This is a genomic window from Candidatus Thiothrix putei, from assembly GCA_029972225.1.
GTDB lineage: Bacteria > Pseudomonadota > Gammaproteobacteria > Thiotrichales > Thiotrichaceae > Thiothrix > Thiothrix putei.
Genome location: CP124756.1, coordinates 3,544,803 through 3,562,260, shown reverse-complemented (window position 1 = coordinate 3,562,260; position 17,458 = coordinate 3,544,803). Strand labels below are relative to the sequence as shown.

The 17,458-nt window shown below is 48.7% G+C and carries 22 protein-coding genes and 3 pseudogenes; 10 read left to right on the top strand and 15 right to left on the bottom strand.

The genetic code is table 11. The annotated features are described in order from the left end of the window. Positions 1 to 63: 63 nt before the first annotated feature. The 4 genes from QJT81_18265 to QJT81_18250 are packed head-to-tail and all read left to right on the top strand — an operon-like array spanning position 64 to position 3,112. The gene (locus QJT81_18265) at positions 64 to 1,035 is read left to right on the top strand and encodes a glycosyltransferase family 2 protein (GenBank protein WGZ93710.1); all 972 of its coding nucleotides are present in this window, start codon (positions 64 to 66) and stop codon (positions 1,033 to 1,035) included. After that, on the top strand, positions 1,022 to 1,402 hold the full coding sequence (locus QJT81_18260) for a GtrA family protein (GenBank protein ID WGZ93709.1): 381 nt from the start codon (positions 1,022 to 1,024) through the stop codon (positions 1,400 to 1,402). The genes QJT81_18265 and QJT81_18260 overlap by 14 nt, the downstream gene beginning before the upstream one ends. 1 nt (position 1,403) lies before the next feature. After that, positions 1,404 to 2,519 carry a hypothetical protein gene (locus tag QJT81_18255; protein WGZ93708.1) on the top strand — a complete coding sequence of 372 codons (1,116 nt, stop codon included), beginning with the start codon at positions 1,404 to 1,406 and terminating at the stop codon, positions 2,517 to 2,519. After that, a complete protein-coding gene (locus tag QJT81_18250; protein WGZ93707.1) occupies positions 2,516 to 3,112 on the top strand; it encodes a hypothetical protein in 597 nt (198 codons plus the stop codon). Before QJT81_18255 ends, QJT81_18250 begins: the two co-directional genes overlap by 4 nt. 242 nt (positions 3,113 to 3,354) lie before the next feature. Here the strand turns inward: QJT81_18250 and QJT81_18245 are convergent, their stop codons facing one another. The 6 genes from QJT81_18245 to QJT81_18220 all read right to left on the bottom strand — a co-directional run bounded on the left by QJT81_18245 (position 3,355) and on the right by QJT81_18220 (position 6,383). Then, positions 3,355 to 3,531 (bottom strand): hypothetical protein, encoded by a 177-nt coding sequence (locus QJT81_18245; protein ID WGZ93706.1) that lies wholly within the window; start codon positions 3,529 to 3,531, stop codon positions 3,355 to 3,357. Continuing rightward, positions 3,528 to 5,168, bottom strand: coding sequence for an IS66 family transposase (locus QJT81_18240; GenBank protein ID WGZ93705.1), 1,641 nt, complete (start codon positions 5,166 to 5,168; stop codon positions 3,528 to 3,530). The genes QJT81_18245 and QJT81_18240 overlap by 4 nt, the downstream gene beginning before the upstream one ends. After that, positions 5,165 to 5,539 (bottom strand): IS66 family insertion sequence element accessory protein TnpB, encoded by a 375-nt coding sequence (gene tnpB, locus QJT81_18235; protein ID WGZ93704.1) that lies wholly within the window; start codon positions 5,537 to 5,539, stop codon positions 5,165 to 5,167. The genes QJT81_18240 and tnpB (QJT81_18235) overlap by 4 nt, the downstream gene beginning before the upstream one ends. Then, the gene (locus QJT81_18230; protein ID WGZ93703.1) at positions 5,539 to 5,829 is read right to left on the bottom strand and encodes an IS66 family insertion sequence element accessory protein TnpB; all 291 of its coding nucleotides are present in this window, start codon (positions 5,827 to 5,829) and stop codon (positions 5,539 to 5,541) included. The genes tnpB (QJT81_18235) and QJT81_18230 overlap by 1 nt, the downstream gene beginning before the upstream one ends. Positions 5,830 to 5,996: 167 nt before the next feature. Beyond that, positions 5,997 to 6,134 (bottom strand): hypothetical protein, encoded by a 138-nt coding sequence (locus QJT81_18225; GenBank protein WGZ93702.1) that lies wholly within the window; start codon positions 6,132 to 6,134, stop codon positions 5,997 to 5,999. Between the two features lie 57 nt (positions 6,135 to 6,191). Beyond that, entirely contained in the window at positions 6,192 to 6,383 is a 192-nt protein-coding gene (locus QJT81_18220) for a glycosyltransferase family 9 protein (GenBank protein WGZ93701.1), read from the bottom strand. Positions 6,384 to 6,479: 96 nt separating this feature from the next. Between QJT81_18220 and QJT81_18215 the strand changes: the two genes are divergently transcribed. Continuing rightward, positions 6,480 to 7,592 (top strand): glycosyltransferase family 4 protein, encoded by a 1,113-nt coding sequence (locus QJT81_18215; GenBank protein ID WGZ93700.1) that lies wholly within the window; start codon positions 6,480 to 6,482, stop codon positions 7,590 to 7,592. 281 nt (positions 7,593 to 7,873) lie between these two features. On the opposite strand, the pseudogene QJT81_18210 reads toward QJT81_18215, so the two are convergent. The 6 genes and pseudogenes from QJT81_18210 to QJT81_18185 all read right to left on the bottom strand — a co-directional run bounded on the left by QJT81_18210 (position 7,874) and on the right by QJT81_18185 (position 10,915). Continuing rightward, positions 7,874 to 8,011 (bottom strand): annotated as a pseudogene (locus QJT81_18210) (transposase). Between the two features lie 86 nt (positions 8,012 to 8,097). Next, positions 8,098 to 9,636, bottom strand: a pseudogene (locus tag QJT81_18205) (IS66 family transposase). Positions 9,637 to 9,714: 78 nt separating this feature from the next. Further along, positions 9,715 to 10,089, bottom strand: a complete 375-nt coding sequence (tnpB, locus tag QJT81_18200) for an IS66 family insertion sequence element accessory protein TnpB (protein ID WGZ93699.1) — start codon at positions 10,087 to 10,089, stop codon at positions 9,715 to 9,717. Further along, a complete protein-coding gene (locus QJT81_18195; GenBank protein ID WGZ93698.1) occupies positions 10,089 to 10,379 on the bottom strand; it encodes an IS66 family insertion sequence element accessory protein TnpB in 291 nt (96 codons plus the stop codon). The genes tnpB (QJT81_18200) and QJT81_18195 overlap by 1 nt, the downstream gene beginning before the upstream one ends. Before the next feature lie 81 nt (positions 10,380 to 10,460). Then, complete coding sequence (locus tag QJT81_18190; protein WGZ96515.1) at positions 10,461 to 10,655, bottom strand: hypothetical protein; 195 nt, start codon at positions 10,653 to 10,655, stop codon at positions 10,461 to 10,463. Positions 10,656 to 10,702: 47 nt separating this feature from the next. Beyond that, on the bottom strand, positions 10,703 to 10,915 hold the full coding sequence (locus tag QJT81_18185; protein WGZ93697.1) for a DUF6444 domain-containing protein: 213 nt from the start codon (positions 10,913 to 10,915) through the stop codon (positions 10,703 to 10,705). Between the two features lie 26 nt (positions 10,916 to 10,941). Between QJT81_18185 and QJT81_18180 the strand changes: the two are divergent. Then, positions 10,942 to 11,127, top strand: a pseudogene (locus tag QJT81_18180) (transposase domain-containing protein). A gap of 4 nt (positions 11,128 to 11,131) precedes the next feature. On the opposite strand, the gene QJT81_18175 reads toward QJT81_18180, so the two are convergent. The 3 genes from QJT81_18175 to lpxL all read right to left on the bottom strand — a co-directional run bounded on the left by QJT81_18175 (position 11,132) and on the right by lpxL (position 13,374). After that, a complete protein-coding gene (locus tag QJT81_18175; GenBank protein WGZ93696.1) occupies positions 11,132 to 11,695 on the bottom strand; it encodes an ISAs1 family transposase in 564 nt (187 codons plus the stop codon). A 61-nt stretch (positions 11,696 to 11,756) separates the two neighbouring features. Continuing rightward, positions 11,757 to 12,362: a DUF6444 domain-containing protein gene (locus tag QJT81_18170; protein WGZ93695.1), complete on the bottom strand. Its 606-nt coding sequence runs from the start codon at positions 12,360 to 12,362 to the stop codon at positions 11,757 to 11,759. 106 nt (positions 12,363 to 12,468) lie between these two features. Continuing rightward, positions 12,469 to 13,374 (bottom strand): LpxL/LpxP family Kdo(2)-lipid IV(A) lauroyl/palmitoleoyl acyltransferase, encoded by a 906-nt coding sequence (lpxL, locus tag QJT81_18165; protein WGZ93694.1) that lies wholly within the window; start codon positions 13,372 to 13,374, stop codon positions 12,469 to 12,471. Positions 13,375 to 13,491: 117 nt separating this feature from the next. On the opposite strand from lpxL, the gene QJT81_18160 reads away from it, so the two are divergent. Genes QJT81_18160 through QJT81_18145 form a run of 4 tightly spaced genes read left to right on the top strand, consistent with a single transcriptional unit; the run spans position 13,492 to position 17,458 of the window. Beyond that, on the top strand, positions 13,492 to 14,751 hold the full coding sequence (locus QJT81_18160; GenBank protein ID WGZ93693.1) for an O-antigen ligase family protein: 1,260 nt from the start codon (positions 13,492 to 13,494) through the stop codon (positions 14,749 to 14,751). Next, a complete protein-coding gene (locus QJT81_18155; protein WGZ93692.1) occupies positions 14,744 to 15,853 on the top strand; it encodes a glycosyltransferase family 9 protein in 1,110 nt (369 codons plus the stop codon). The genes QJT81_18160 and QJT81_18155 overlap by 8 nt, the downstream gene beginning before the upstream one ends. After that, positions 15,840 to 16,601, top strand: a complete 762-nt coding sequence (locus QJT81_18150; protein WGZ93691.1) for a glycosyltransferase family 2 protein — start codon at positions 15,840 to 15,842, stop codon at positions 16,599 to 16,601. The genes QJT81_18155 and QJT81_18150 overlap by 14 nt, the downstream gene beginning before the upstream one ends. Further along, positions 16,598 to 17,458, top strand: coding sequence for a glycosyltransferase (locus QJT81_18145; protein ID WGZ93690.1), 861 nt, complete (start codon positions 16,598 to 16,600; stop codon positions 17,456 to 17,458). Before QJT81_18150 ends, QJT81_18145 begins: the two co-directional genes overlap by 4 nt.

Sequence of the window (17,458 nt, the reverse complement as noted above, 5' to 3'; positions counted from 1 at the left end):
CCTGAATAAATGGTTTTGCTTGATCACAACAGGACTAAGATTGATTACTTGCAGGTTATTGATATGATGAGGAAAGTTCAAATCGCATTGGTTGTGCCTTGTTACAATGAAAGTGAGATGCTGCCAATTAGTATTCCCAAAATGGTAAAAGTGTTGGATGACTTAAGTGCTTCTTCTAACTCTTCATTGAGTAGTTTTATTCTATTAGTCGATGATGGTTCGCGTGATACAACATGGGAGTTAATTGTGCAAGCGGTAGAGCAATACCCAGGGTGTTTGCGCGGAATACGTTTAGCCGCTAACGTCGGGCATCAAGGTGCGTTGCTGTGTGGTTTGCATCAGGTGATAGGATATTGTGACGTTGCTGTCAGTATTGATGCTGATTTACAGGATGATTTATCGGCGATTCACTTAATGTTAGAGGAATATCGTCGCGGTGCTGAAATTGTTTTGGGAGTGCGGGAATCACGTGAAGTCGATACTTGGTTCAAACGTAATACTGCGATGTTATTTTACAAGTTAATGCGCTGGATGAGAGTAGATTTGGTTGAAAATCATGCGGATTTCCGCCTGATGTCAGCAAAAGCATTGCAAAATTTACAGCGCTTCCCAGAAAAAAATCTGTTTTTACGTGGGTTGCCACCGTTACTGCACCGAAAAGTCAGCACTGTGTTTTATCGACGTGCCGAGCGTAAGGCGGGTGTGAGTAAATATCCGTTACGTAAGATGCTGGCGTTAGCATGGGACGGAATTACTTCTTTTTCAGTTATTCCTTTACGCCTGATTGCTTTGACGGGGAGCGTTGTTTTTCTTCTATCACTTTTCATGACCCTGTATGCACTGACAAGTCATTGGTTGGGCTATGCAATTGCTGGTTGGTCATCTATTGTGATTCCAATGTATTTGCTTGGTGGGTTATTAATGCTATCTTTGGGGGTGGTTGGTGAATATGTGGGGAAGGTTTTTCTGGAAACTAAGCGTCGCCCTATTTATATAATTGATGAATGGGTTGGTTATTCTTGTGTTGAAAAGTAAATTATTTGCGCAAGTTATACGTTTTTTTTCGGTTGGCATTGTTAATACTATTATTGGTTATGCTGTTATTTTTGGTGGGATGATGTTGGGCATGTCGCCTTATATGGCTAATATTTTGGGTTATACTGTTGGATTAATGTGTTCATTTTTGTTGAATAAGATGTTCGTATTTTCTGTAGGCAATAGATTCGTCATGCAGCAGTTCAGGCGTTTTCTGATTGTGTTTGCAGTAGCTTATTTATGTAACCTCATTGTTTTACATGTAAGTTTACAGATTGGGTTTGGGGATATAGTGTCTCAAGTTATCGCAGGTGTTGTATATTCAAGTGCATTTTTCTTATTATCTCATTTATGGGTATTCAGGTAATATGATGAAAGTATACTTATTATGGCACCACTATAAAAAAACACTGACATTGGCTCTGTTGTTATTTATATTTAGTAATATTTTCGTGCAAGGTTTTGCAGATTTGGCTGTTGCTGAATTTGGGGCGAGTAGTTCTTCGTTGAGTTCAGCCTGTAAATGGGATTGTGGATGGTATGCCTCAATCGTGAATGAAGGATACTTTTTGGAGCCAAAAGAGCATGAGGCAGGAAATGCTGCAAATTGGGCGTTTTTTCCTCTTTTTCCGTTACTGGCGATTGCTGTTAAAAATATTTTTGGTATTTCAGCAGGTCTCGCTTTGGTCATAACCAGTAAATTTTTTCTTCTGATAGCTATATTCGCCTTCATGTTATTGGTTGAGAAAGAGTTAGGTAGTAAGAAGAAGATTTTGGCAGGTTTTTTAGTAGCTTTTAATCCTTATATTATTTACGCCCATGTTGGTTATACTGAGTCACTGTATTTTTTTCTCACGTCTATGGCATTTGTTGCATTGAAACAACATCAATGGATAATGGTAGGCTTCTTAACGGGTCTTTTGTCTGCTACACGAGTTGTTGGTATATTATTTCTGTTTCCTTATTTTTTTCAGCTTTTTTCTCAATTTTCATTATTTAGAAATAATTTTTCATTGCTCCTGACATTCCTGCTTGGTTTATTGTTAATACCTGTTGGTTTGGGAGGATACATGCTGTACCTTCACTTACATGTAGGAGATGCTTTAGCTTTTAGCCATATACAAGTAGCATGGGGAAGATCTTTAAGTAACCCGTTTACAAATTTATGGTTTGGATTGATGGAAGGGGGGCGATCGACTTATATGGCATTCTTTGCATTATTCAGTCTTATTATGAGTGGGTGGTTATTGATTGACAAATATTATCATTATGCAATTTTTCTAATATGTGTTACCTTGTTACCATTAGCTACAGGACTAGATTCTTTGCCACGGTATGTAATGTGGCAAGCCCCTTTCTTATTTGGGTTAGTGCTTGTCTTTGATCGATTCCCATTATTAAAATTACTTGGTGGCGTTTACGCTGCTGGAATAGCTGGTTTTATGGTTATGGCGTGGTTTTCTGGTCGCGTATTTGTTATATGAATATTGCTAACCGTATTCGATTAGGTTTAATCGTGTTGCTGTGTTTATTTTATGCTTGGCTCTTTTGGCTAATGCTGAATCCCGTAGTAAGTGATGAGTACAGCAGTTATTACATCAAACGTGAAACGTTTGACTGGCGTCCGAAACGCTACCCAGCAACATTGGAAGAGGGTTTCGTGTTTTCTCGTCTAGGGATACCGGAGTTTGTAGCATCTACGGCAGGACTGTCGATGGTTGAAGAATGGGGGCGATGGAGTGATGCTAAACTGAGTCCAATTGTCAGAATTGAATTACGAGAACCGTTACATGGTCAGATTTGTTTGGTTATAACTGCGCGTACAATACCTAAACAAATAGGTAAACCTGTATGGTTACGCATGGGGCAAATAACGCAGGTATGGCAACTTACAACAGAATCTGTAAATACCTATCAATTCGATTTTTTATTGCCAGAACAAGTTTCAACTATTGAGATTGGACCAATGCTATCTGGAACCCCGTCTGATTGGAACTCGGACAGTAAAGACCTTCGCAAATTAGGGATCGGTTTTTATCGCCTTGTCATATTGCAAGAACATTGCGCCAAAAAGTGAAATGTTTGCGCATGAAGAAAGAAAACTTAAAAAATTTACAGTGAATGTAATTTTGGTTTGATCTATCGGAACTTGACAAAGAAAACGGACGATCACTACGTATTCACCAAGAAATTACCGTTGATAACTTTGTGGGTGGTAACTGTTCACGAGCTTGCAACTGCCCCAGCTTGAGCTATGCTTGATGAATGAACGATCTGACCATCACCACCGATTTGTAACTGTTCACGGAACAGCTCCCCTTAAGCGGCAAGAAATCCAGTAACCGGATTCAGTACTTGCGGTGGAGGAATCGGCAAACGCACCGTCACTGGTTTTTTGGTCAGTGCCTGCTGGCACGCTTGGCGGATAATTCGGTAAGCGCTGACACCTAGGCGTTTGCAGGTTTCCACAATAGTCAGTATCGTGTAAACGGTCATTCTAGCCCGTCGTTGACATCCGCAAACAAATCCGAGCGCAATGGCTTATCCGCAAACCGTTGTTTCCAACATCTTGGCGTAAGGTCTTGCACCTGAGAAGCAGGATGCTCACTAACGCGCAACAGAACATCCATCAGATAGACATACGGGTTAATGTCATGCAGGCGGCAGGTGGTGATCAGGCTTTGGATGATGCCCACGTGTTCCGCGCCGAGTTCTGTCCAGCAGAACAACCAGTTTTTCCTGCCCATGGGGATGGGCCGCAGGGCGCGTTCGATGTGGTTGGTATCCATTGGTACGTCGGGATCTTCCAGAAACACGCGCAGTTCGTGTTCGCGGCGGATGACATAGCCAAGGGCTTTGGTCAGCGGGTTGGAGGGGATTAAATCGGTACGTTGTAATTGGGTTTGGCACCATTCAAAGAACTGGTCGACCAACGGCTTGCTGTGGGTGAGGCGGTAGGTACGTTTGGCTTCCCCGTCGAGTTTTTTCTCGTTAATCCGGGCTTCGTGCTGATAGAGTGCCGCGATAGTGTCAAGGGCTTGGCGTACTGCTTGGGGTTCAGCGGTTTCGGCGGCAATGAAGGTGCGACGGCTGTGTACCCAGCATTGGGCATGGGTAATCTTGTCATTGGCGTTGACGTAACTGGCATAAGCACGGTAACCGTCGCTGAGCAGTGTGCCGCTGAACTGTTGGCGAAGAGTCTTTTCAATGTGTTGCCGCCCACGGCTGGCGGAGAAGGTGAAGACGATTTCATCCTGATCCCCGTACAGCGGCCAGAAGTAGCCTTGCTTCATCTTGCCGTTGCCTGTGGGGCTGGCTTTGATGGGGGTTTCGTCCATCGCCAGCAGCTTGCTTTGCAGTACACTGGCGAGTTGCGCTTCGGCAATGGGTTTGAGTAGGTCGATGGCACGTTTCACCGCATTGGTCAGCGTCGTGCGGCTGAGGGTGATCCCCGCTTGGGTCAGGCGTTGGTGCTGGCGGTACAACGGCAGGTGGTACTGGAACTTGTCCACCAACATCCCCACCAAAAAGCTGACATCGGTGACACTACGTTCCAGCACGTTGGCGGGTGCAGGGCTGGGAAGTGGTGGGTTGCTGAGCGAAGCCGAAGCACTGCCCTTGCGTTTGATGACGGGGCGCTCGTATTGCAGGATGAGGTAGCTGGCAGGGCGTTGCGCCACCCGATGGGTCACCTGGGTGCCGATCACCTCATACTGGTCGGCCTCTTCCCCCTGAAGTTCCGGCGGGGTGAGGTGAATCACCTTGACCGGGACATCGGCGGTAAAGCGTAACCCGCTGTCATTCACGCAGTCATCGGGGCGCAGCTTGGGGGCTTTGCCGCGTTGGTAGGTGACGGTAATGCTTTCACCCTCGGGTGCGGCAACCGGGGTGGCGGCGGGGGCAAACAACGGCAACTGCGCCACCGGTATCTCAACCGGACGCTTTTCCGATTTGCTGCCAAAGACCTGTTGCCTGAACCACACCAGTTGGCGTTTTAATTCAGAAACTGCCTGTTGCAGGACGGCATTGTCTGCACGTAACCCCGCATTTTCCTCACGCAACGCCAGCATTTCCGCCACAATCGGCGGCATGGGAACGCTGGTGTCAGACGGGGTGGATGGCTTTAAAATCATGGGCTTATTGTACCAGAATGTGGCTGCACAGGATACTGGTAACGCTTGAATTGTCTGGATTTTTGCACCTCAATGCCCGCCAAAATCAACTGCAAATCCGTCCGGGTCAGTTCGCGCTGCCCGCTGGTTGTCGGCTGCACCCGGTATTGGCCCTGCTCCAGGCGTTGGCTCCATAAGCAATAGCCGCTGGGTTCAAAATAGAGGATCTTCATCTGGGTTTTACGTAGGTTCACAAACACGAAATAATGCCCACTCAGGGGATTTTGCCCTAACTGGTTTTTCACCAAAGCGGTCAGCCCCGTAAAGCTTTTGCGCATGTCGGTGGCTTGGGTGCATAGCCAGATGCGGGCGGTGGCTGCGGGGGCAAACATCAGCGTTGGCTCAGGCGTAGTTCAACACCATTCCCCAAACTCAGCACAATGTGCCAGCCTTGCCCCAGCGCGGCATGACCCGCCGATAATGCTCCCAAGTCGATGAAGGTATTGGCGGGAACGGCTGGTTCCTCCACGCCATCTGCGGAGCGTAGACGCTGCCGCCATTGGCAAAAACTGGCGTAACCGATACTGTGCTGTTCACAAAATGCCGGGGCGGATAAGCCGCTGGCTTGCCATTGGCTGATGAGGGTTTGCCATTCGCTGGCGCGGCGGTGAGGGCGTTTCATTGAGGTTTCCTTCGGTTGTTCAGGTTGGAAACCAGTTTAGGACGTGGAAATCGCGAGGGCTAGACGTGCTGAAATGGTCGCTTACAGTATCGTAACTGTTCACGGAACAGCTCCCCTTAAGCGGCAAGAAATCCAGTAACCGGATTCAGTACTTGCGGTGTAAACGGTCATTCTAGCCCGTCGTTGACATCCGCAAACAAATCCGAGCGCAATGGCTTATCCGCAAACCGTTGTTTCCAACATCTTGGCGTAAGGTCTTGCACCTGAGAAGCGGGATGCTCACTAACGCGCAACAGAACATCCATCAGATAGACATACGGGTTAGGAACTGTCCCGAAATAACTTCCCTCTTTTCTGCTAACTCAACAGTCGTAAGTTCTCCTGATCATCGGGCGCAAGGTCGTGCTATTGCCAACAATGCCAGTCAATTGCGCAACGGTAACAGGATACAATGCCACGCCTCGTTGGTCGAGCGCCGCCGCCAAATGCATTAAACCGGTATCCATGCCGATAACGCCTTGCGCCCCTTGCAGAATAGCGGCTAATTCCCCCAAACGGCAACGCGGCAGGCAATGCGCTTGAGTGTTCTCTGCTCATGCATTAATCTGCTTATTGTTACAGACACTTATCAATACTACAAAGGTTTTTAGATGCAAGTTGCACTCGTACATGAATGGCTTAGTGAAATCGCAGGTTCAGAAAAATGTGTCGGATCATTCAACAGCCTATACCCAGAAGCCGACATCTTCACCTTAGTAGACTGGCTGGATGATGCTGATCGCACATCGCTTTTGGCTGACAAACGAACCCAAACATCATTCATCCAACGACTACCCTTTGCCCGTAAACACTTTCGTCATTACCTTCCACTATTTCCCCTCGCGATTGAGCAGTTCAATCTGGAAAAGTACGATCTAATATTATCTTCATCTCATTCGGTCGCAAAAGGTGTGTTAACTCATCACCGGCAGTTACATGTGTGCTATTGCCACACACCGGTACGCTACGCTTGGGATATGTATCATGACTACCTGCGCGACGGAAATTTACAAAGCAGCATAAAATCTTGGCTTACTCGCTATGCTTTACATCGTCTGCGCCTATGGGATGTAGCCAGTAGCAACCGTGTGGACTATTTCATTGCCAATTCACACTATGTCCGCAAGCGCATCCAAAAAATTTATCGGCGGGAAGCTCACGTCATTTACCCACCTGTAGACACTGATCGGTTCAGTTTAGAGACAAATAAAGAAAATTATTATTTAACTTTCTCACGACTGGTTCCTTATAAACGGACAGATCTGATAATACAGGTATTTGCTAATACCTCACACAAGCTGCTAGTGGTTGGTAATGGCCCTGAAATGGAAAAATTACGCAAGATGGCAACTGCTAATATTGAGTTTTTAGGCTATCAACCTGATGAAATCGTAACCAGTCTAATGCAAAAAGCGAAGGCGCTGGTATTTGCCGCGTTGGAAGACTTCGGTATTATCCCTGTGGAAGCCCAAGCCTGTGGTACACCGGTTATTTGCCTGAATCAGGGGGGAACCGCAGAAACTGTCATTCATAATAAAACTGGCATCCATTTTGCGGAACAGACCGAAGCTGCAATCCGCCAGGCAGTGGATGAATTCGAGACAAAACAGCATACCTTTGACCCCAAAATCATTAACCAATTTGCCCAGCGATTTTCCGCAATGCGTTTTCGTGATGAGATTAATGAGTACATAAATGGATTAATGGAAAAGACTAAAACTTGACAGTTTTACTTATTCAAATAATAACTCCCTAGCAAAACCATTAATTGCTGATTTGAGTCACCCACAAGTAACTGTTCACGGAACAGCTCCCCTTAAGCGGCAAGAAATCCAGTAACCGGATTCAGTACTTGCGGTGGAGGAATCGGCAAACGCACCGTCACTGGTTTTTTGGTCAGTGCCTGCTGGCACGCCTGGCGGATAATTCGGTAAGCGCTGACACCTAGGCGTTTGCAGGTTTCCACAATAGTCAGTATTAACGGGCGGAATTGGTCGCCCCGGAAAGATTGGCTGAAAAAACTGGTCTTACGCCAGATGACATAGGGGCGGATGGCACGTTCGGCGGCATTATTGGTCAGAGGAACACCGGGATGACGCAGAAATGTCCATAACATAAGCTCATCATCCAGTAAACGTTGGCACTGGTTGGCGGTTTTAGTGGGCTTATCGGGATGTTGTGCTTGCCGTAAGCCGCTACCTGCTACCAATGTCTGCCGAAAGTAAACGGTCATTCTAGCCCGTCGTTGACATCCGCAAACAAATCCGAGCGCAATGGCTTATCCGCAAACCGTTGTTTCCAACATCTTGGCGTAAGGTCTTGCACCTGAGAAGCGGGATGCTCACTAACGCGCAACAGAACATCCATCAGATAGACATACGGGTTAATGTCATGCAGGCGGCAGGTGGTGATCAGGCTTTGGATGATGCCCACGTGTTCCGCGCCGAGTTCTGTCCAGCAGAACAACCAGTTTTTCCTGCCCATGGGGATGGGCCGCAGGGCGCGTTCGATGTGGTTGGTATCCATTGGCACGTCGGGATCTTCCAGAAACACGCGCAGTTCGTGTTCGCGGCGGATGACATAACCAAGGGCTTTGGTCAGCGGGTTGGAGGGGATTAAATCGGTACGTTGTAATTGGGTTTGGCACCATTCAAAGAACTGGTCGACCAACGGCTTGCTGTGGGTGAGGCGGTAGGTACGTTTGGCTTCCCCGTCGAGTTTTTTCTCGTTAATCTGGGCTTCGTGCTGATAGAGTGCCGCGATAGTGTCAAGGGCTTGGCGTACTGCTTGTGGTTCAGCGGTTTCGGCGGCAATGAAGGTGCGACGGCTGTGTACCCAGCATTGGGCATGGGTAATCTTGTCATTGGCGTTGACGTAACTGGCATAAGCACGGTAACCGTCGCTGAGCAGTGTGCCGCTGAACTGTTGGCGAAGAGTCTTTTCAATGTGTTGCCGCCCACGGCTGGCGGAGAAGGTGAAGACGATTTCGTCCTGATCCCCGTACAGCGGCCAGAAGTAGCCTTGCTTCATCTTGCCGTTGCCTGCGGGGCTGGCTTTGATGGGGGTTTCGTCCATCGCCAGCAGCTTGCTTTGCAGTACACTGGCGAGTTGCGCTTCGGCAATGGGTTTGAGCAGGTCGATGGCACGTTTCACCGCATTGGTCAGCGTCGTGCGGCTGAGGGTGATCCCCGCTTGGGTCAGGCGTTGGTGCTGGCGGTACAACGGCAGGTGGTACTGGAACTTGTCCACCAACATCCCCACCAAAAAGCTGACATCGGTGACACTACGTTCCAGCACGTTGGCGGGTGCAGGGCTGGGAAGTGGTGGGTTGCTGAGCGAAGCCGAAGCACTGCCCTTACGTTTGATGACCGGGCGCTCGTATTGCAGGATGAGGTAGCTGGCAGGGCGTTGCGCCACCCGATGGGTCACCTGGGTGCCGATCACCTCATACTGGTCAGCCTCTTCCCCCTGAAGTTCCGGCGGGGTGAGGTGAATCACCTTGACCGGGACATCGGCGGTAAAGCGTAACCCGCTGTCATTCACGCAGTCATCGGGGCGCAGCTTGGGGGCTTTGCCGCGTTGGTAGGTGACGGTAATGCTTTCACCCTCGGGTGCGGCAACCGGGGTGGCGGCGGGGGCAAACAACGGCAACTGCGCCACCGGTATCTCAACCGGACGCTTTTCCGATTTGCTGCCAAAGACATGTTGCCTGAACCACGCTAATTGGCGTTTTAATTCGGCTATATCCTGTTTCAGGGCAGCATTTTCCTCACGCAACGCCAGCATTTCCGCCACAATCGGCGGCATGGGAACGCTGGTGTCAGACGGGGTGGATGGCTTTAAAAATCATGGGCTTATTGTACCAGAATGTGGCTGCACAGGATACTGGTAACGCTTGAATTGTCTGGATTTTTGCACCTCAATGCCCGCCAAAATCAACTGCAAATCCGTCCGGGTCAGTTCGCGCTGCCCGCTAGTTGTCGGCTGCACCCGGTATTGGCCCTGCTCCAGGCGTTGGCTCCATAAGCAATAGCCGCCGGGTTCAAAATAGAGGATCTTCATCTGGGTTTTACGCAGGTTCACAAACACGAAATAATGCCCACTCAGGGGATTTTGCCCTAACTGGTTTTTCACCAAAGCGGTCAGCCCCGTAAAGCTTTTGCGCATGTCGGTGGCTTGGGTGCATAGCCAGATGCGGGCGGTGGCTGCGGGGGCAAACATCAGCGTTGGCTCAGGCGTAGTTCAACACCATTCCCCAAACTCAGCACAATGTGCCAGCCTTGCCCCAGTGCGGCATGACCCGCCGATAATGCTCCCAAGTCGATGAAGGTATTGGCGGGAACGGCTGGTTCCTCCACGCCATCTGCGGAGCGTAGACGCTGCCGCCATTGGCAAAAACTGGCGTAACCGATACTGTGCTGTTCACAAAATGCCGGGGTGGATAAGCCGCTGGCTTGCCATTGGCTAATGAGGGTTTGCCATTCGCTGGCGCGGCGGTGAGGGCGTTTCATTGAGGTTTCCTTCGGTTGTTCAGGTTGGAAACCAGTTTAGGACGTGGAAATCGCGAGGGCTAGACGTGCTGAAATGGTCGCTTACTGCCGAAAGGCTTCGCGGAGTTTATCCATACGTTGCCGGTAGAGTCTGTCAGCGTAAGCGCCTGCGAGCTTGCGGTTATGTAAGTGGACAATCAGGCGTGCCAGACGCAGCAAACGTTTCCCTAAGATGCCTGCCCGCCCGTAACGTTGTGCCATTTTTTTGAACTTACGGATGATATGCGCCCAGCACAGTTGCCGCCGTTCAGTGGGGTGGTGGTTATAGCCGCCGTGCTGGTCGCTTACCGCTTACTTCGTGAGGGTGGGTTAGATGAGTTACTGGAGGAGTCATTCAGGCGTTCTTTCAGTTCCGTCAGTTCCGCTTCCAGTCGTTTGACCCGTGCTTGCAAAGCAACCACCAACGTCAGCAGATCACGGTTAAGCTGCTGGGAGGCTGCCAAATCGGTGGGCAACGCAATGTCGGTAAAATCGGTGGTGATGGTCAGATCGTTCATTCATCAAGCATAGCTCAAGCTGTGGCAGTTGCAAGCTCGTGAACAGTTACGACATTAACCCGTATGTCTATCTGATGGATGTTCTGTTGCGCGTTAGTGAGCATCCTGCTTCTCAGGTGCAAGACCTTACGCCAAGATGTTGGAAACAACGGTTTGCGGATAAGCCATTGCGCTCGGATTTGTTTGCGGATGTCAACGACGGGCTAGAATGACCGTTTACCCTTGCTGTTCCTTAATCTGTTCGGCAATGGCGCGTTGGCAGCCCATCGCGTCCAGCGTCACAATGCAGTCTTTCAGTTCCAGCAGTTCAAGCAGCTTGGGGATGGCGGTGATTTCATTGGATTTCTCATCGGTTGCCTCTTGTGCCAATACCAGCCGGTTTTCACACGCCCAAGCCGTCACCATGTGCAAAGGCTTGCCGCCATTGGCACGGTCACGTGAACCTCTGGCGGTTTTGCCATCAACTGCGATAACCTCTTGAACTTCACGTTTGACCGCCTGCGTCCAATTGATGAAGCACTCCCGGAATTTGACGGGTGACAGCCGGGTCATTACATATTCAATGCAGTCGTGGGAAGGAACTCCATTCACCAGCGGCACGTACTGACGCAGCCAATCCAGTTTGGCGTGTCCAAAATCTTCTATCGCCTCCCAACCTTTGGCATTACTGCATACCGCACTGACCACCAGTACCAGTATGTCCAACAGCGCGTGGCGTTTGTTACGCTCTATCCGGGGATCTTCCAATGGCGAAAAATGATCTATCAGACTGGCACTCATCATGGTTTTCCGTAACGGCTAAAACCGGTAGTGTCGCTAACTGCATTGTTTCAATGCAAATTTATATGCGGTCGCCCTGAACACCGTATTGGTCGAATACAATCTCGCTTGCCCGTGACAGCGAAATGAAATGACCTTGTACCAAACCCACCGTATAGGCCTTTAAACGTGCGCCGTAACTGATGTAAGGGGCGAGTGTTGCCGGGAATTCGCCTTTATGAACCTTGCCACAACCACACGTGCAAATCAGTTGGCGGTGTTCCGTGACCACGATTTGGGGTTCGGGAATGTCCCACTGTTGCCGACATTCACCTGTCTCAATCAGGGCTTCGGTTAGCGGCAAACCACAGTCGCAATGCCCGGCAACACCGTAATATTCCACGTGATCGGGTGATGGGTGCATCACGAGGCTATGCCCTTTATGACCTGGCTGGCCACCTTTTGGGCGTTGTCCAAGCTGACGCGGCTGTGCGGGTTGGCGTTTCAGTCCATCCGATGACGGGGGCTTGTGTGAATTTTTACTGTTTTTGTTGAGCTGTGCTTCCAGCTCATTCACGCGGGCGGTCAACTGATCAATACGGTCAAACAGCGTCAACACTAACTCCACCAATTCGGCGTGGCTTAACTGCTGGAGACTTTCTCGTGTTGGGCGGGGTAGCTGGTTCATATCGATAGTGTAGCTGATTTTTTAGGAGACTGAGTAGTTACCCTTGGCATTGATATAAAATATTCCTGACTAAAAATAATTGGTAGCTTCATCATTTACATAAATGTTAAGCATCATAACGGTAGCCGCCTTCAGGCCTATCCTTATAGCGTCGATGCGTCCACAAATACTGTGCTGGAAACTCACGCACCTGTTGCTCAATCAATTGATTAATTAAGGTGGTATCCGCCAACACCGAATCACTCGGAAACGCTTCCAAAGCCGGTAAAAACCGCAACAAATAGCCGGTTTCAGTACGCACGGTAAAAAACGGTACGACTTGCGCCTTACCTAACGCCGCCAAACGGCTGGTTGCGGTATTCGTCGCCGCCGGTACACCAAAAAACGGTACAAATACCGAATTTTTACGCCCAAAGTTCTGATCCTGCGCATACCAGACCGCAAAGCCCTGTTGCAAACTGCGGATCATGTCACGGATATTGTCACGCGGAATCGCTTTACCGTAACGCTGCGTCCGTAAGCGTGTCGTCCGTAATTCAATCAGCGGGTTACGATGCGGGCGGTATACCACATGCAAGGGAAAGTATTGTGCCAATAAGCGCCCTCCCAATTCCAAACTGGTGAAATGCGCACTCAGCAATACCACGCCACCCTGTTGCAGCGCGGCTTGCAAATGTTCCATGCCTTCGATCGTGGTGTGTTGGTTTAAACGTTCCAGATTGCCCCACCAGCTCAAACCCAATTCAAACAAACCGCGCCCTAAGGAAATAAAATGCGCCCGATTGAGCTGTTCACGTTCAGCAGCAGAATGATTAGGAAAAGCCAGTGCCAAATTGATTCGACTGATCGCGCGGCGCCGAGGCAGTGCATGGAACATCAATAGCCCCAAGGCTTGACCCAGCCACATTTGCAAGCGCCACGGCAATTTGACCGCCAGCCATAAACACCCCAACCCCAACCAAGTTGGCCAGTAACGCGGTGATGAAAAAGTGTGTTGAAGCGTTGTTTCCACGTTCGGTTTAGTACTGTTTGCGACCGCTTATGGTAAACTTTTCTTTCTGATTTTGCCTGCTTTTCTGTGAGGATGCACAGTCAGCGTAAGTACAAAGCGAGGACTGAAATAACTAACATGTTAAAAAATAACAATTTAAATGGATTTAAAAATTGGAAATCAACCATCGGATTAATTAATTCTTGGTTGCTGATTTTATTGGCTTTTAGTTTTATCATGAGCATAGCCATTGGCAGCGCCATTATGACTCTGATTTTACTGCTATGGTTGATAGAAGGTAATTTTTCTGCAAAATTTCAACGCATCAAACATCATCCCATCACTTGGGCAATCCTGGCATTTATCCTTTTGCATTTTATCGGATTGCTATGGACAAGTGATTGGGACGGCGCACGTTTTGTTTTAAAAAAAGAAATCAAATACCTATTGCTCCCTGTACTCATGACGGTGGTACGCCCAGAACATATCCGGCATTATTTGGTTGCGTTTATTTTGTCAATGGTAGTGATGGTGGGGCTATCTTATGGCTTGTACGTTGATATGATCCCATCATATGAATGGCTGCGTTTAGAACAACTGCCAGATAGCAAGGATACAACGCCGTTTGTCAGTCACATTGTGTATAGCCCTGTTCTGGCACTGACGCTTTACCTCCTGCTGTACGCTATTTTTTTGCGCCGTGATGCATTATCCACAACACAGCGTATCGCTGGCATCATCTTATTCATTCTTATGGGAATTAACTTATTTATCACCGAAGGGCGGATGGGACAGTTGGTCTTCTTAGTGCTGCTATCCTTGTTTGTGTTTCAATATTACCAAGGCAAATACTTCAAACCAGCACTATTCAACTTAGCTTTATTAATCACTATAGTACCAACAGCTTATCTGCTTAGTCCCGTTATGCAAGAACGGGTAGATCAAGCATTTTACGAAGCCCAGCATTACGAAGAAGTACCCAATTCCAGCGTAGGCTTACGAGTTATTATGTTGTTAAATTCGTTTGAGATTATTCAAGAAAATCCCGTATTTGGCGTTGGCACAGGTGATTACCAACAAGAATATTACCGTGTTAATCAACAAAAGTTTCCCGAAGCGACACGCGGTGAAATATTGGCGCACTCACACAATGTTTACGTGCAACAAATGGTACTGTTTGGCATATTCGGTTTAGCTGTATTGCTCTACCTGTTTTACACCATGTTCAACCATTATCAGCATTCGACCAATCCACTTCGACCGTTCATGCTGGCATTTACCGTCTTCTATGCGGTAATCTTTTTGACGGATGGCTATCTCATGGATCATTACTTAACGTTTTTGTTCTTGTGGTTAGGGGCGCTGTTATTTGCGGATTATGAACATCAGTATGGCTAAACAGATTCTCGTCATTATCCGCCGCTCCAACGGCGATGTATTGTTAAGCTCAGCATTGCTACAACAGTTACAGGATTATTATGCAGGGGCAGGCATTGATTTACTCATCAATGACGATACCTTGGGCATTGCCAAAGCCTTGCCAGCGGTACGCCGTATTTATTGCTATTCCTATGTATGGAAAACCTTGCCCTGGTGGGCGCGAATGCGCCAACAAGTCGGCTTAATTCGTCAACTGTGGCGGCGGTATGATCTGGCAATTTCCCTCACCACCACCGATAGCAGTGTGTTGTATGCGCGACTCGCAGGGCGACAAGCCATCAGCCTGATTGAAACCGACACCCGTAAAAGCTGGTGGAAACAACGCTTACTCGATGGTTATTATTATCTTGACCCCACGCAACACGTCATTCTCAACCATTTAAAAGCCTTAAACGTGTTGCAGATTCCACAAGGTAAGGTAATAACGCACATTCAACATAGCGCTGAAGCCTTGCAGCGGGTGCAAGCTAAACTCCATGCGCAAGGCATCCGCACGTTTTTAATTTTCCACCCCTCGGCTCAGTATGCCTACAAAATTTATCCAGACACCTTACGCCAACAGTTGCTACACCGACTCAATGCCTTGGGAATAGCGATTGTGGTGACAGGCGCGAACACACCGCTGGATTTACACATCAAAGTCACACTGCCAGACTTGGACAATCTTTACGATTTTATTGGGGAAACCAGTCTGGATGAGTACATTGCGCTCAGCCATCTCGCCAGCGCGTATGTGGGTGGGGATACCCTGAACATGCACATTGCAGCCGCGCAAGATAAGCCTATTTTTGCGATTTTTGGCCCTACACTGCTACCTATTTGGTCGCCGTGGAATAATGCATTGCAAACGGCGGCGACACACAACCAACCACAGCAGACTTACAGCAATATCACGATTTTTCAAGCCGATATGGCGTGCGTACCGTGTGGAAAAGCCGGTTGTGACGATCAACACGGTCGCAGCGAGTGCCTTTACAAGATAAACCCTGCGCTCATCAGTACCGCAGTTAGTAACTGGATGAAAAACATTCCAAAAGAGAACATTCATGACCAACATTAGTGGGCTAGTCATCACCTACAACGAAGCACACAATATTCGCGCCTGCCTTGAATCGCTGTGGCAAGTCTGCGATGAAATCATCGTGATTGACTCCCTCAGCAGCGATGACACCGTGGCAATTGCCACAGAATTAGGTGCCAAGGTGTATTCGCAAGCGTTCCTCGGCTACGGGCCACAGAAAAACTACGGTGTAGATCACTGCCAACATGCATGGGTACTGAGTTTGGATGCGGATGAACGTTTGGAGGCGGATGCCATCAGCGACATCAAAACGCTAGACTTGACCAATAGCCCGTATGACACCTATGCGTTTCGCCGCAAAAACCTGTTTCATGACAAATGGATACGCTGCACCTCCTGGTATCCCGATCATGTGCGGCGCTTATTCAACCGTGAAAAAGTGCGTTTTTCCCATGCGCAATGCCATGAAAAAGTCGAAAGCAGCGCCCATACCGCGCTGAAATCGCACATCCGGCATTATTCTTACACCAACTACCACGACATACTGCACAAGCTGAATAAGTATTCCACCCAATACGCCCTCGACAATGCCACCAGCCAACGGCGTGTCAGCGTCTGGTCGCCGCCACTGCATGGCTTGGGGGCTTTCCTGAAGAACTATTTAATCAAAGGCGGTATTGGCTGCGGCTTTGACGGCTTCACCATTTCACTATTGAATGCGCTGGGGTCTTACCTGAAATACGCCAAATTACTGGAAATTCAACGCTATAACGGGGTGCAATCGTGAAAGTCAGTGGTTGTACATTTATCCGTAATGCGCAAATTTTAGGGTATCCCTTCCTCGAATCCATCCGCTCAATCCTACCGATTGTGGATGAATTCGTCATTGTGGTCGGGCAAAGTGAAGACGATACCTTGCAAATCCTCCGCGACCTCCACGAACCCAAAATTCGCATCATCGAAACGGTGTGGAATGACAATATGCGTGTCAAAGGTTACGTCTACGGGCAGCAAAAAATGATCGCGCAATTTGCCTGTACCGGCGACTGGATTTTCTATCTGGAAGCCGATGAAGTGGTGCATGAAAACGACTTGCCGCGCATTCAAGCCAGTATGCAACAACACTTGCACGACGAGCGCGTGGAAGCCCTAATCTTTGATTACCTGCACTTTTACGGCAATGCCAATACCTATTTGTGGTCGCCGGGCTGGTATCGCCGCGCCCCGCGCATTATCAAAGCGTCGGTCAGAAGTTACGCCCCCGACGGCTTATTTTGGCTGGTATTAGCCTCCAACAAACACGGGCGCTATCCCAATGCGGCGCACACTGGCGCAACCATGTACCACTACGGCTGGATCAGAAGCGAAGCCCAAATGAACCTCAAAGCCAGTTGGGTAGAAAAATATTGGAACAAACGCAATGCCGCGATTGATTACCGTGAGATGGATGTCCGTATTTTGCGCGAATTCAACGGCACTCACCCGGCTGTGGTACAAGACTGGCTCCCATCCGCAACTGGTTTATTTCAAACCAACCCCGCCTACCGCCCCACCCGCAAGCAGCAAAAACATTGGTGGATGTTGAAACTGGAACGCTGGTTCGGGCTGGAACTCAGCAAAAAACATTACACGTTGGTGACATAG